Source organism: Bacillus sp. Pc3, from assembly GCF_000815145.1.
GTDB classification, from domain to species: Bacteria; Bacillota; Bacilli; order Bacillales; family Bacillaceae; genus Bacillus; species Bacillus velezensis.
In genome coordinates this window covers 646,148-663,233 of record NZ_CP010406.1, presented here as the reverse complement: position 1 = coordinate 663,233, position 17,086 = coordinate 646,148, and the positions used below count along the sequence as shown (strand labels likewise).

Genomic DNA, 17,086 nt, shown 5'->3' with positions numbered 1-17,086 from the left:
AAGGGGCGGGTGGAGGCCAATGGTTCATTTGAATAAACAGAGTGCGGATATCGCGATAATCGGGGTTGCTTGCAGATTCCCCGATGCAGATCATTATCATGAATTCTGGGAAAACATAAATAGCGGCAAAGATTCCATCCGGGAAGTGCCGATTGAACGGTGGGATCCCGATCTTTATTATTCAGCTGATATCAGTATACCGAACAAAACAATCAGCAAGTGGGGAGGTTTTATTCATAAAGCTGACCATTTCGACCATAAGTTTTTTAATATCTCCCCCCGGGAAGCGAAAAACATGGACCCTGAGCAAAGAATCCTTTTAGAAGAAACTTGGCGGTGCATCGAAGATTCCGGGGTTTCTTTGCAGGATCTCCAGCGTAAAACCACTTCTGTTTTTGCGGGTATTATGAATTCTGACTACCGGCAGACAGGTCATGCTGAATCGGAAATCGACAGTTATGCCTGTTTAGGAAGTTTCGAAGCTATGCTTTCCAACCGGCTTTCATACACATTCGGTTTGACCGGAAAAAGCATGTCTGTAAATGCCGCTTGTGCATCGTCGCTTGTTGCTTTACATGAAGCGGTTAAGTCATTGCGGACAAAAGAAAGCGATTATGCAATCGCATCGGGAGTAAACTTGAATTTCCAACCCGGAAAATATATTTCTTTTTCTAAAGCCAGAATGCTGAGTCCTGACGGCAAATGTAAAACCTTTGACGCAGCAGCGAACGGGTACGTTCCCGGAGAAGGGGCAGGCGTTGTATTGCTGCAGCGCCTTGGTGATGCAGTAAAAGCCGGTCACCATATATACGGGATCATAAAAGGGACAGCTGTTAATCATGGCGGTAAAACCCGTTCCATAACCGCTCCCAGAGCAGAAGCGCAGTGCCGGGTCATCTCAGAAGCTTTACACAATGCTGCTGTCGATGCTGCGACGGTTTCTTATGTAGAAGCACATGGCACAGGTACATCTCTGGGCGATCCGATAGAAATAGAAGCATTGACAAAAGCGTATCGGCAATATACTGAGGATACTCAATATTGCAGGATCGGAAGTGTGAAAACAAATATCGGTCATACAGAAGCAGCAGCGGGAATGGCCGGATTGATAAAAGTTCTAATGATGATGAAACACCGGAGGGTGCCGAAAAGCCTGAATGTACATACGGTAAATCCAATTATACAGTTTGAAAAAACACCGTTTAGGCCGGCGCTTGATTCAAGTGATTGGAAGGCGGCAGACGGGGCTCCGCTCAGGGCGGGAATCAGCTCCTTCGGTTTTGGGGGTGTTAACTCTCACGTCATCATCGAAGAATTTATACATACAAAAGACGAATCTGATAGAAAAGGAAGGGTACCCTTCCTTTTTTCCGCTAAAAGTGAAGAAAGCATGAAACAAATGATACATCATTGGAGAACCTTTGCTGACGATTCAGAGGAATTTTGCAAAATATCAAATGAAGTGATCAGCAGCACCCTTTTAACGGGGAGGACATCGTTTGATTACAGGGCTGGTTTATTGGCAGGCAGCAAGGAGGAATTTAAAAATCAGCTTAAAGAGGGATTGAGTTTTCGGAGGAAACAAGATTCTGAATGGGCGCTTGCCATCGGTGACTTCAAATGGGAAAGTTATAAACAATTTGCCGTTTTGAAACGGGTGTTCCCTGATTTAGAAAAGAACGTAAGGCCGGTGCTGAAGGGTATACCAACATTGCACAGTTCATTTAAAAGAAAATGGACACCTGAGAAAATCCGCTTGTATTCTTTAGTTATCAATACGGAAATCATAAAAAGTATCCTGGCATCCGGTTTTAAGCCAAGCCTCATTACAGGCGCCGGAGACGGATATTACGTCGCTCTTGCAGCAGCGGATATCATCAAAATTGAAAAGGCCATTTCTGTCATCACAGGCGCTGAAAAACCTTCGCATTTATCCTGTGAGCCGCCGTCCATTCCATTTGTCAATCCGTACACTTCAAAAACGTACCCGCCGGTTCGATTAAATGAAGAATATGTAAGGGTGCTGCTGAACGGTCTGAGCTTCCCGGCTGATTTTGCAGACCGCCTGTACGGGAAAACACGGCTGCTTCTTGAGCACCAATATACGTTTAAAGGGTTTTTAGAAGAGTGGGATAAAGCGGGGAAGACTCAGGAAATCGAGATTTTATCTTATATTGTGAAGCGCACGGCGGATAAAAGAAACGCATTGCCGGCTGATGAGGAAGCGGCGATCATGGCTATCCTTGCCTCTATGAGAAGACTGTATAAGAGATGGGATTTAACAGATTATGATGGATTCTTTAATAATGATTATGTTCTGGAAATATTAAATTTACTGGATGAAGGAATCTTGTCTAAAGAACTTTTTCTGAGCATGTTATTGAAAAAGCAAGACGGAATTAAACAGGCTGTTGCTTGTATTAATGAGCAGCCGGCAGGTTTTTATGATAAAACTCGTTTTCCGTTGATGACAGAATACAATCAAATGGATGCCGTGTCTCAGGAGATAGCTGACCATATGCCGCTTCACACGGAAGAAAAGGGAACGGAGCCGGATGTGAATATTTCTGATTTTTCAGTTTTTCAATTCGGATCGCTCCCTCCATCAGCAAAACTAAACAAAGCGGCTGCTTTTGAAGCGGACAAACCAGCCGATGAGGCTCTATATCATTCATTTATGCAAATGTGGCTTTCAGGAGAAGAGATTGAATGGGCGAAACTAGGTGATGATCATAAAAGAAAAGCCCCGCTTCCGCCTTATCCGTTTGAGCGCTCTCAATTTTCTTTAAACCCTCAGCCGGTAAAATCAGACGCGGCTTTTTCAGAAAAGAAGAATCAGGCACTTTATACGCCGGTATGGAAAGAAACCGCAATTGAGAATGAAGCGGGCAGCCGACAAGCTTGTACTATTTTGTTGTTCTCCGGGAATAAAGACTATTTTGAAGAGCTGAAAAAAAGAGAGAATACGTCCGCATATCTTATTATGCCCGGTGAGCGTTTAGAGCAGATAAGCGACAGTGTTTTCACGATCAACAGGCAGCGTCCCGAAGATTATCAAGGTGTCATTCGTCTGTTAAAGGAAAAAGGCGTAGCGCCTGATGCAATTTTGCATACGTGGTCTGAAAAACAGCCTGAACTGGAAGAAACACTCGAATCAGGAATTTATTCCGTGTTTTATCTGACTAAGGCTTTAATCAGCGAGAACCTTATAAACAAAGTAACGTTCATTTATACATTCAGCGCAGATCAAAAAGAAAAATTGCCGTATTTTGAAGGTGTGAACGGTTTTTTAAAATCGGTAAAACAAGAATACCCGCAGCTTCATTGTAAGACGGTTTGCTTTGAACATGATTCTGCATCCGTTTCATTTTCAGAAAGGGCTGACATTCTTTATAAAGAAATAAACACAGCGCCTGATCGGCATATTCATATCACTTACAGAGGCTGCGTAAGATATGTACGGATGTTAGTGAAGCAGAGAGAAACAAACAGAAAGACCGTTCAATACCCTGAAAAAGATAAAGTGTATTTAATTACAGGGGGATTTGGGGGGATTGGCAGTAAAGTCGCTGAATATTGCGCGAAAACTGAAAGATCCACCATTATCCTATCGGGGCGATCTGTTTTAAACGGAGATATGCAGAAACATTTAGAATACCTGAACAGCTTTAAAGCAAAGGTTTATTATATACAGGCGAATATATCCGATAAAGAAGCGGTAAAAAAAATGATTGACGGTATTACCGATCAGCATGCAGGTCTTCATGGCGTCATTCATTGTGCAGGAGTTATCAGAGACTCGCTGCTTTTTCGAAAAACAAAGCATGAACTTTCAGAGGTGATTGCTCCGAAAGTTCATGGTGCATTGAATCTTGATCATGCAACGAAGTCGCTGGAATTGGATTTTTTCGCCGTTTTTTCTTCAGTCGTCTCTATTGCAGGGAACGAAGGCCAATGTGATTATGCATATGCAAACGGCTTTTTAGATCATTTTGCCGAATATCGGGAACAGAAACGGCAAAATTCTCTGCGCAGCGGCCGCACGCTGACAATCAATTGGCCTTTATGGCAAGACATCGGAATGGGGGCGAACCTGTCAGGTCAAGGGCGGACGTCTCTTTTTCATGGTTCCGGGCTCGAAGAACTTCCTGCTGAAGACGGAACGCAATGGTTTTCGCGGATTGTAACTTCGGGTCAGCTGCATAATATTGCAGTCTGCGGTGATCATGAGCGCTTTGAACAATTTATGCGGCAGAGATTTTTGACGGATGAAACAGAGACAGGCAGTGCCATTCCTTTGGCTCAAGGCGATATTTTGGATCAGACAGTTTTGTTTTTAACCAATATCATCTCCTCTGAGATCGGTGCAGAACGGGAAGAGATCGATCAAGATGTGCATCTGGCTGAATATGGAATGGATTCGGTTATGATTCATCAATGCAACACAAAGCTGGAGCAGTCACTGGGAGCAATTTCGAAAACGCTTTTATTTGAATTTCATACAATCAGAGATTTAGCAGATCATCTTGTAAAGGAATATCCGGATCGGCTGGGGCGTTTATTTTCACGGGAGGAAAAAGGAAAACAGATTCAGAGCATTACCCCCGCCAGGCCGGAACAAAACATCACTGCACCTGCGGCGGAGGAAAAAGAACATCTTGACGGGATAGCGGTAATCGGTATCAGCGGCCGTTATCCCGGGGCTGAAAATATCGAAGAATTGTGGGAGCTTCTATCAAAAGAGAGAACCGCAATCACAGAAATTCCGAAAGAACGATGGAATTATGAGACCTACTATGATCCAGACCCCGCTAAAGCGCATGAGGGGAAAATTTATTGCAAATGGGGCGGATTTTTAAAGAATGCTGAATCATTTGATTCTTTGTTTTTCCAAATATCGCCGAGAGAAGCAGAAGCGATGGATCCTCAGGAACGAATATTTCTCGAAACCGTATGGAAAGCATTTGAAGATTCGGGATATACCATTGAAGGGTTGAGAAAGCAGACCGAAAAACATGTCGGTGTATTTGCGGGAGTGACGACCAATTCTTACAAGCTGCTCGGCGAAAGAATACCGACGGACAAAAACGATGTACTTCCAAATTCGTTCCCATGGTCTCTCGCGAACAGAGTGTCTTACACATTTGACTTTACAGGTCCCAGTGTCCCTGTAGATACGGCTTGTTCTTCATCCTTAACGGCAATTCACATGGCTTGCCAAAGTTTAACAAAGGGTGAGTGCTCGGTTGCGGTTGCGGGAGGAGTAAATTTGTATCTTCATCCTTCTGACTATTTATACCGATGTCAGATGGGGATGCTTTCAAAATCGGGAAAATGCAGAAGTTTTGGAGAAGGCGGCGACGGTTTCGTGCCCGGGGAAGGTGTCGGGGCCGTTATTCTTAAACCGCTTAAAGATGCCATACGTGATAATGATACTGTGTACGCCGTCATTAAAGGAACGGCAATTAATCATGGCGGAAAGACAAATGGCTATACGGTGCCTAATCCTGCCGCACAGGCGGATTTAATTCAAGGAGCTCTTAAAGCGGCCGGTTGGAGCGCCAGAAGTGTCAGCTTTATTGAAGCCCACGGCACGGGAACGCCGCTGGGTGACCCGATTGAAGTCCGAGGCCTGACCAAGGCGTTTAGAGCTTATACCGAAGATGTTTCATATTGCTCTCTCGGATCGATTAAATCTAACATCGGCCACCTGGAAGCGGCCGCGGGTATTGCCGGCCTGACAAAGATTATCTTACAAATGAAGTATAAAAAAATAGCCGCAACACTGCATGCTGAACGGGTGCATCCGGATCTTTATCTGGAAGAGACACCTTTTTGTCTTCAACAGGAAACCGCCGACTGGATAAAACCCGCGAATGAAAAACATTCTGACAGCAAATATCCGCGGCGTGCGGGATTAAGTTCTTTCGGAGCGGGCGGGGCAAATGCTCATATCCTTGTGGAAGAGTATGAGTCTGCTGCTGACTGTCATACGAGGCGTGAGGAAAGTGAGGAACTTATCGTACTCTCAGCCAAGCATTCACTGAGTTTACGGGAATCAGCAAAACAGCTGGAGGAATATCTTCAAAAGGCCCGTCATAAGCAGGGCGAGTTTTTACAGCCGCCGGGAACAAACAAGCCGCTTCACCTTTCTGATATTGCGTATACCCTTCTTGAAGGGCGTGAAGCCATGCCGGAAAGGCTTGCTGTCATTTCAAATAATATCGATGATCTGATGTTGAAATTAAATCACTTTTATAATGGAATTGACGATCACGAAATATTTAGAGGGAAAAAACCGAATCATAAACGCGGACAGCGGCAATCGGATCTTCCGCTCAAATCCGGCAGCACCACATTAACCGAAATGGCTGAATTTTGGGTATCAGGAGGCAATTTAAGCTGGGAAGATTTCCGCACCGGCAGAAAACCGAGAAAAATTGCCCTGCCGACTTACCCTTTCTTAAAAAACAGACTGTGGGTGTCAAATAAGGCGCAAACAACATCAGCAGCCGGTACAGCTCCTTTATTTGATTTTTCAGCAGGTGAGTGCCGATTTTATAAAATGCTTTCTGATTCTGAATATTATGTAAAAGACCATGTTGTGCATGGGAAAGCGGTTCTGCCCGGAGCGGCAATCATCGAAGCGGCCAGAGAAGCGGGAGAGAGGCTGTACGGAAAATCAGTCATAAAACTGAGTCAGGTTGTATGGGCGGTTCCGATAACCGTTGAAAAAGAAAAGACGATAATGATAGATCTGCTGCCGAATCAAAAAGACGGCAGATTTGTGGTGAAAACCGATATGCAACCTGAAGCGGCAGTTCACTGCCAAGGAAACATTATCACATGCGGAGATCAAGATGCCTCTCAAACAGAGCGTTTTCAATTGGACAGCTGGTTAACCGGACAGAAAAGATTAATCAGCGGCGCTGAGTGTTATAGGGATTTCCGGCAGAGCGGTTTGGACTATGGAACCAGTTTTCAGGTAATAAAACAGCTGTTTATCCATGAAAATGCTGTTCTTGCACGAATATCACTTCCTGAGAGCATTCATAAAAAATCCGGCACGCTGCTGGAACCGTGTTTATTGGATGGCATTTTTCAATCCACAACAGGGTTTACGTCCGGTCAGCAAGACGATCACACCGCATATTTGCCTTTTGAATTAGGTGAGCTGGAGATTCTTCACGCACCTTCGGCAAACGGCTATGCTTACATTACAGCTGCCGATGAAAGACAACATGATGATGTCAAAAGGTTTCATATACTATTCATGGATGAAAACGGATCTGTAAGTCTTAAAATAAAAAACTTAGCGTTGAAGGCATTAAGGGCTGCACCGCAGACTCAGGATGAGCGGCATTCAGTTAAGTATTATACAGATATGTGGAAGCGGGCCCCTCTGCTTCATCAGCCTGAAGCCAGCGGTTTAAACAGCTGCCTTGTGATTTCACTCCGTCGGGATATATCAGAACCGCTGATCCGCCAGGCATATAAAGATATCGGCCTGAACATGATCTTTGTCCGCCATGGCGGCAGTTTTCAAGAAAAAGAAGCTGATTCCTTTGAATTGAACAGCGTCAAACTTGACGGCTATCAGAAATTGCTGGCGATTCTTAAAGAAAGACAAGTGACAATTGACCGCGTCATTTTAATCGGGATGAGCCCTGAAACGGGAATTGAGCATAACATTCGTGAAAAGCTGGAAGAGGCTGTTTTGCCGGTTTTCAATGTAACGAAAGCTCTGTTAGCAACAATCCCAAGACATAAAATCCTGATATCACATGTATTTTTCACAAGGGAAAATCAAATCTTACCTTATCAAATGGCAATCAGCGGCTTTTTTAGGTCGCTTCATTTAGAACATCCTATGTTGTCCGGTAAAAATATTGAAATACACAGCGACGAAATTCAGTTACAGCTGAACGCCGGTCTGCCTGAATTAAAAAACCTTGTGAAAGAAACAATCATCAGCGATGAAACTTCAGAAATCAGATACAGAGATGGAATAAGGCAGGTAAAGCACTCTGCAGAAATTGAAAGTGCCGAGCCCCCCGAAAAGATGGAAGTAAAAGAAGGGGGAGTTTACCTCATTACAGGAGGAACAGGCGGTCTGGGACTGATTTTCGCCAGACATCTTGTGCGAAAAGGGAGAATAAAACTTGTCCTTATCGGCAGGTCAGAGCTTTCTGAGGAAGCCGTAAGCAATGTAAAAGAGCTCGAAAAAAACGGATCAGAGGTTTTTTATGTAAGAACCGATATTTCTGATAAGGAAAATGTCAATAACCTGATAAAACTCGTCAAAAACAAATTAGGTCCTGTTAAAGGAATTATTCACAGCGCCGGTGTGATAAAAGATTCATTACTCATCAATAAGCGTGAAGAGGATCTCAATTCAGTCTTGGCCAGCAAGGTTTACGGAACGATATGGCTTGACCGGTATACAGACAGTGAACCTCTGGACTTTTTTGTTATGTTTTCATCTATCAGCGCAATAATCGGGAATGCCGGACAAACTGACTATGCTTATGCAAACCGGTTTATGGATTATTTTGCGGAAATGAGAGCGGCGGAAAATAAACCCGGAAAAACAGTCTCGATTAATTGGCCTTTATGGAAAGAAGGCGGTATGCAAATTGATATTCATTCAGAGAAGTTCCTTTATGACCGTTTCGGAATGCTGCCTCTGGGAAAACGGGAAGGCCTTGCAGCATTTGATCAAGCAATGACAGGGTGTGAACATCAAATAATGGTATTTAGCGGTAATGAATTAAAGCTGGAACGAATGATAACGATTGACAGCGGAAAAAGTGATCCGGCAATCGCCGACGAAAATCACGAACCGAAAGAGCTGTCAATAACTGAATCTTTAAAAAGCACTTTGACGCGCATCATCACCGGCGTATTAAAAATTGAAGAACGGGAATTTGATTTTGAACTGCCGATAAGTGAATACGGATTTGATTCAATTATGTTTACAATGCTGGGCAACGAATTAAACGAAACTTTAGGAATATCAATGATGCCGTCAGATTTTTTCGGTCTTACTGATTTTAATGAACTTCTTGAGTTTTTAAAGAGTGAGTATTCCGAGGAGCTTCATCTCTGCGGTTCTTTTTCTTCAGATGAATCTGCGGCGAAAGACCGGAGAGAAAATCTGATTGAGGGCATCGCAAAGATGATGTCAAGTATTTTGAAGATTGACAGAAAGGAAATAGAAGAAGAGACTTCATTCGGCGAGTACGGATTTGATTCGATTACGTTTACCAGACTCGGAAATGAAATCAATCAACAATATGGTACGGAATTATTGCCGTCCATTTTCTTTGAATGCAATTCACTGGCTGAAATAACTGATTATGTAATCGAGCAATACGGAGAAATTCTTTTTGCTGAGACAGAATCTTTTTCTGCAGCTGACGAAAAAACATTGTACAGCACGCCTCCGCCGGAAACCTATGAACATTCCCTTGAGCCTGAAAACAAAACCAGGCAAGAGGAAAGACATATGAATGAACCGGTTGCAATAGTGGGAATAAGCGGCCGTTTCCCCCAAACAGATTCGCTGGAAGACTTTTGGGAAGGAATTGAAAAAGGGCGGGATATGATTACAGACATTCCTGAAGATCGTTGGGACTGGAAAGAGTTTGACGGCGATCCGATCAGGGACGTCAATAGAACAAAAATAAAAAAAGGCGGATTTATCAAAGGCGCGGACAGTTTTGATCCGTTGTTTTTCGGGATTTCTCCCGCCGAAGCAGAATTAATGGATCCCCAGCAAAGAATTTTTATGGAGACTGTATGGAAAACAATAGAAGATGCGGGCTATAAGCCGTCTGATTTGGCAGGGACGAAAACCGCGGTGTTTGCAGGGGTCGCCACAACGGATTATGCTGAACGTCTGAATGAAAATGGCGTCTCTGTTCAGGCGCAGACCGCAACCGGTTTAAATCATTGTATATTGGCAAATCGTATTTCTTACCAGCTGAACCTGACGGGTCCGAGCGAACCGATTGACACTGCCTGTTCAAGTTCGTTAGTTGCACTCCATCGTGCGGCTGAGGGGATTCAAAGAGGCGATTTTGAAATGGCGATTGCAGGCGGAGTGCATATTATGACAAGCCCTACTCTGTTTATAGCTTTTGATAAAGCAGGTATGCTTTCCAAAGACGGAAAGTGCAAAACGTTCGATAAAAGCGCTGACGGCTATGTAAGGAGTGAAGGGGCGGCTGCAGTATTGCTTAAGCCGCTCAGCAAAGCACAGGCAGACGGTGATCATATATATGGTTTGATTAAAGGGTCAGCTGTAAATCACGGCGGCCGCGCCAATTCTTTGACTGCTCCGAATCCGAACGCACAGGCGGACTTATTAACCGAAGCTTGGCGGAAGGCGGGGGTCAGCCCTGCCACTGCGGGATATATAGAAGCGCATGGCACAGGGACAAGTCTTGGCGATCCGATTGAAGTAAACAGCATCATAAAGGCATTTAAAACGTTATATCTAGAATGGGACATTCCTTTTGCGAAACAGAAATGCTGCGGAATCGGGTCTGTGAAAACAAACATCGGCCATCTCGAAACCGCTGCCGGAATAGCCGGAGTGATGAAAGTGTTACTGGCATTTAAATATCGCAAACTTCCGGGACTCGCCCATTTTTCAGAACTCAATCCATACATCAAACTGGAAAATACGCCATTTTATATCACAGAAACCGCTCAAAAGTGGAATCCGATAAAAGATAAAGAGAACAACGATCTGCCGAGGAGAGCGGGTGTCAGCTCATTCGGATTCGGCGGTGTGAACGCGCATATTGTTTTAGAGGAATATAGGGAACCTCAAAAAGAAGTGCCGGAAAACAACGGTAACACACATATTTTTGTTTTATCTGCGAAAAACAAAGATCAATTACTTGAGTATATCCGGCATATGGTTCAGTACTTGGATCGCGTGATTGCCGGTGAGATGACCGTTAATGCCAGTGACATGGAATTTACATTGCAAAACGGCCGGGAAGCAATGAACGAAAGAATTGCCGTATGTGCAGCGAGTCTGACTGAGCTGAGAGATAAATACGTCAGCTTTCTTGATGACAGCAGGGTGCAAAAAGGCGTATTTATAAGCGAAAACACTGAAGAGCCCACAGCTGTTTCTGAATATATGATTGAGGAGGCTCTTCATAGCGGAAAAGAGGAGCTGCTCGCACAATGGTGGGCCAATGGAGCCGAGTTTGAATGGAAGACAATCGGCAATAAGAAATTGAATAGAGTGCCGCTGCCAACTTATCCGTTTGCAAAAGAGAGTTATTGGTTCACCCCGAAAAAGAACAAAAGCGAGGTTAATAGCAAAAGTCTTCACCCATTAATCAGCGAGAATGTCTCAACACTAAAGAAACAAGCATTTAAAACTGTTATTTCCGGAACTGAATTTTTCGTCACTGATCATCTTGTTTCAGGAGACTATGTGCTGCCGGGAGCCGCTTCGCTTGAAATGGCTCTTGTTTGTGCGGAAATAAGCGGAGAAAGTAAAGTATATAAAATAAAAGACGTGATGTGGAACAGACCTATATTATATAAAGGAAAAACGCTGCACATTTATACCGACTTGGAAATGAAACAAGATAAGTTGAACGTAACGATATGTAAAGAGGGTCCGGATGGCGTGCAGCAAATCTGCACACAAAGTGAAACAGTATTCGGGGACATAAACAGCAATGCTGAGTATGTCGATATTGATAAGTTCAAACGCAGCAGTAAGGCTGTCATAAGCCGGGAAGAGTGTTATCACCGCTTCAGTCGTATGGGCCTGACATATCATAGCAGTTTTCAAACGTTGAAAGCCGTATATCGCGGTGATATGGAGTTAATGGCAGAATTGGAGCTTCCGGCTCATTTAGCGAACGGGTTTTCACATTTTACACTTCATCCTTCATTAATTGACGGCGGTTTTCAAGCGGCGGCATTTTTGTTAAGAGATAATGAGAAAGACGGCTTATTTGTTCCATATTCACTTAGAGAGCTTCACATTAAGAGGGCGCTTACTGCCCGATGCCATGTCTCGGTGAGAGAAACCGGTTTTTATACGTATAACATTGATTTTATTAACGAGAGCGGCGAAATAGCCGTGAGCATGAAAGACTTTTCTGTCAGAAAAGTGACCGGGGGAGAATTAACCGCAGGACGTAAAAATGAAGATCAGGAAATTCTCTTCTTATTAGAACAATTGAAAAACGGTGAACTTTCTGCTGACCAAGTTTATCAGCTGCTGGAGGGAAAATAGTGCAGATCAAACAAATACTTTCCTTAATTGAAGAACAGCAAATGTCTCCTGATGCAGGACTGGAGCTAATTCGCACTTACAGAAAAGAACAAATGGAAAAAAAGGCGGAGCCGGAATCACAAGCTCCGTCCCCAACCATTTTCTTTAAGAACGATTGGGTAAGAACAAACAACATTGATATGCCGAATCAGCAGGCACCGGGGAATATGCTGATTTTTGATCAGGATAACCGTCTTTTTCAGCATGCCGAGATGATGAATGGAGATCATAACCGTGTCATTCTCGTAACGCCCGATTCTGATTATAGAATTGAACGGAATAGATGCACAATCAATCCTTCTGATGAAAATCATGTCGAAATGCTGCTGTCTGATTTGGCTGAAAACGGATTTACACCTGATGTCGTGCTTTATTTATGGAACGGAGAAATCAGAGAATTCACTGAAAAATCCGTTAATGAAACTCTTCGCAGAGGGATCAACTCGCTCTTTTTATTATCAAAAGCTATAATGCGGAGAAACGAACCTGTTACGTTATTGCATATTTATTGGACAAGCGGTCTGAATCAGCCGTTTCATGAAGCTGTCGGAGGGTTCATGAAAACGGTAAACATGGAAAGCTCTAAGCTTAAAGCGAAAACCATACAGATACGCCATGAGGATTCTGACAAAAATCCTCCGGTTTCCGAGATGTGGGATGCTGCAATCAGTGAAATACAGCGCTTTCAAACGGATGAATGTGAGATTTTAATAGACTCATATACCCGTTATGTGAAAGAGCTGCAGCATATTGATATTCCTGAACACGATAACGGATCTGTAACGTATCAAAAAGGCGGCATATATATCATTACCGGAGGAGCGGGAAAACTCGGGCTGCTGTTTGCGGAACACATCGCTAAAGAAAACCAAGCCGTGATTATACTTACAGGCCGTTCTTTTTTAACCGCTGATCAAAAAGAACGGATCAGTAAGCTTAATGAGAGCGGCTCTATTGTTGAATATCAGCGGACGGACATCACAGATCGAACAGAGGCAGAGCGATTCATTTTCGGCGTTAAACAGCGGTACGGCAGCATAAACGGGATCATTCATGCTGCCGGCATCCTTCGTGACTCATTTCTTGTAAATAAAAGTCTCAGTGATTTTACGGACGTACTGAAACCGAAAGTTTACGGGACAATCTGGCTGGATGAGCTGACAAAAGACGAAGACCTTGATTTTTTTGTTCTCTTTTCTTCTTTTTCCGCTTACGGAAATGCCGGCCAAAGTGACTATGCGTACGCAAATCATTTTATGGACAGTTTTGCAGTGCTTCGATCTCAGCTCTCCCGAAACGGAAAAACCCTTTCAATCAATTGGCCGTTATTGAAAGATGGCGGGATGAGTCTCGACAGCAATGGAATCAACCAAATAAAAGAAAAATACGGAATGACTCCGATGCGAACTTCCTCTGTTTTGGAAGCGTTTCTGAAAATGCTGCGGTCTTCATTTACCAGCTTAATGCCTGCAGAAGGAAAGCGGGATAAAATGATAAAAGCGCTTTCGATTCAAAGAAATACAGCTGCAGCAGATCAAGATACACTCACGGCGGAACACGATGAAGAAGAGGAATATGCTGCGAAAGAAAAAGTCAATGACTATTTAATCAAGATCATCAGCGGTGTCTTGAAAATCCAAGCTCATAAAATAAATGTGAAGGACTCTTTTGAGAAATTCGGAATCAATTCACTTATGATCATGTCACTTATTTCAAAGCTTGAAGATACTTTCGGGGATCTTCCCAAAACAATCTTTTTTGAATATCAGAACATTGAAGAGCTTTCAAACTTCTTCCTAACATCTTTTAAAGAAAAAGTGCTTAAGGCCGCAGGGGCAGCTCCGGTAACAAGAGTGCCGAAGAAAAGAGAAAATCTGAGTAAAAAACAGCACCGGCAGCAGAGGGTTGCATCTGCACCGAGCAAGGTTCAGCCGGGTGAGGATATTGCCATTATCGGTGTGAGCGGAAGATATCCGAATTCGGATACTCTTGAGGAGTTCTGGGAAAACATTGCCGGAGGGAAAAACTGTATTATTGAAATCCCCGAGGAACGTTGGGATTTCAGATCGAATTACAGTCCTGACAAAATGGAGAAGGGAAAAATCAACAGTAAGTGGGGCGGTTTTATCAGCGGTGTTGATCAATTCGATCCGCTGTTTTTCCACATTTCTCATAAAGAAGCTGAGCTGATGGACCCTCAGGAGCGAATTTTTCTCGAAACCTCCTGGCATACGTTTGAAGATTCTGGATATACAAAAGAGAAGCTTGACGGTATGAAAGCCGGTGTGTTTGTCGGAGCCATGTACGGACAATATCAATTATTCGGCGCAGAAGAAACTGCGCGGGGCAATCCGATTGCGCTCAGTTCCTTCTTTTCATCTATTGCGAACAGGGTTTCATACTTTTTTAATCTCTCCGGTCCGAGCATTGCACTGGATACGATGTGTTCATCATCGCTGACGGCCATTCACTTGGCATGTGAGAGCATTAAAAGAGGGGAAAGTGAAATTGCGCTTGCGGGCGGCGTTAATGTGTCCATACATCCCAGCAAATACCTTTGGCTGAGTCAAGGTAATTTTGTTTCCACCGAAGGATTGTGCAGAAGTTTCGGAGAGGGCGGAGACGGCTATGTCCCGGGAGAAGGTTCGGGCGCCGTTCTTTTGAAACCTTTGGAAAAAGCAATTGCTGATCAGGACCATATATACGGAGTGATTAAAGGAACATCTGTAAATCATGGCGGAAAAACCAATGGATTTACGGTTCCGAATCCGAATGCACAAGCTGAGCTGATTGCTGAAAATTTTAAGAAATCGGGCATCAGTCCGCGATCCGTCAGCTACTTGGAAGCACACGGAACGGGTACCTCGCTCGGAGATCCGATTGAGATTGCAGGATTGACAAAAGCGTTTGAGAAATTTACGGACGATAAACAATTTTGTGCCATAGGCTCAGTGAAGTCTAACATCGGACATTTAGAGTCTGCCGCAGGTATAGCAGCCCTTACAAAAGTTCTTTTACAATTTAAGCATCAGAAATTGGCGCCATCCATTCACTCGGAACAGCTGAACCAAAATATCCGATTTGAAAAGACGCCTTTTTACGTTCAGCAGAAAGAAGAAGAGTGGCGGAAAGAATCAGGCGCCTCCCGCAGGAGAGCAGCAATCAGTTCGTTCGGAGCGGGCGGAGCAAATGCCCATGTCATTGTGGAAGAATATCAAAACCATGCGGACACACAAACAATAAGCGGTCCGTTTGCCGCAGTTCTCTCTGCTAAAAATGAAGACAGACTGAAAGAATACGCCCGGCGCCTTCTGCAATTCACAGAGCGGGAGACAAAGGTCTCGGCAGCTGATATCGCTTTTACATTGCAGACATGCAGGGAACCGATGGAAGACAGACTTGCTGTTGTAGCTTCCGATTTGCCGGAACTTAAGGAGAAGCTGAGAACTTTCTGTACTGAAGGAACAATTGGAGAGGGCGTATACAAAGGGAATGTTACGAAAGATTTTGATAAAGTCTTTATCTTTCATGATCAAAAGAGGAAAGATAAATTCCTCGAGGTGATGATGGAGACAAAGGACTTGAATCTTCTTGCAAAATTATGGTCTTTCGGGGCTGATATTCAATGGAGAGAGTTATATGAAGAATATACCCCGCAAAAGGTCAAGCTTCCTTTATATCCATTTGCTGAGGAGTCTTACTGGGTGCCTCGAAACCAAAGTGCAACATTTACGGAAATATTGCCGCGACAGTCTTCACTGCACCCGCTTCTGGATTCGAATGAATCTACTCTGGAACAGCAGTTTTTTAAAACGACATTAAGAGAAAAAGAGATTTGGTTAAAAGACCACATCGTAAAAAACAAGAGCATTCTCCCGGCAGCTGCTTTTCTTGAAATGGCATGCGCAGCGGGAACGCGGTCATATCGAAAGAAAAAGGTCACTCGTTTAAAAAACGTGATATTTGCCAGACCGGCCATGCTTTTGCAAGAGAGCCTGACCATTTACACTCACATTTCCGTAAAAGACGGCAGCATATTATTTAACATGTCACCTGACGAGGATGCTGCTGTAAGGACTGGATTTGTGACGGGGGAATTAGATTATGATCATCATTACAGTGATGATGATATAGAGAACATCGACAGACAAGAGATGATAAACAGAAGTGCTTTTGTCCGTGAACAAGATGAATGTTACGAGTATTTTCGGGAGAACGGGTTCCTGTATGGGCGCGCTTTTCAGCCGATTCAACGTTTATGGGGCGGGAAAACAGAAGCGGTTGCACACTTATTGCTGCCAAAAGAAGCCGCATATGCTCTTGAACATTATACATTGCATCCGTCTTTAATTGATGGGGCTCTGCAATCTTTGTTCGGAATTACCGACGGAAGAGAAGAGGCATCTGTTTATGTTCCTTTTTCAATAGGAGAGGTTACGGTTCGGAAAAAGGTTTCAGCAGAATGCTGGGCTTATGCGCGTAAAACAGGCCAAAAAGGTCAATCCGAGCTTATTTACGATATTCAGCTGCTTAATGAACAAGGAGAAAGACTTGCAGGTTTGAAGGATGTAACCATTCGTAAAAAAGAAACGTTTTCCGCGGAGGGACAGACTCGTGCAACAGCGGATTCCAATGGAAAGAACGAGAGAGTAAAAGAGCTCCTCAGACAATTAAAAGCGGGCGAACTGACTGCGGAGGAAGCAGATTATGCGCTGGAACGTATGCAGGATTAGTTTATCATTTTGCGGCAGTGCCATTTGTAAAGGGGAT

General features: G+C 43.8%; 2 protein-coding genes. Both read left to right on the top strand.

What is annotated here, in order from left to right:
* Positions 1-19 precede the first annotated feature (19 nt).
* Entirely contained in the window at positions 20-12,277 is a 12,258-nt protein-coding gene (locus tag SB24_RS02520; protein ID WP_039251587.1) for an SDR family NAD(P)-dependent oxidoreductase, read from the top strand.
* Positions 12,277-17,049 carry a type I polyketide synthase gene (locus tag SB24_RS02515; RefSeq protein ID WP_039251585.1) on the top strand — a complete coding sequence of 1,591 codons (4,773 nt, stop codon included), beginning with the start codon at positions 12,277-12,279 and terminating at the stop codon, positions 17,047-17,049. The genes SB24_RS02520 and SB24_RS02515 overlap by 1 nt, the downstream gene beginning before the upstream one ends.
* Positions 17,050-17,086 lie beyond the last annotated feature (37 nt).

Bases quoted from the DNA above. Each gene is read 5' to 3' on its own strand.
- SB24_RS02520 (WP_039251587.1), top strand. From the start codon at position 20: ATGGTTCATTTGAATAAACAGAGTGCGGATATCGCGATAATCGGGGTT.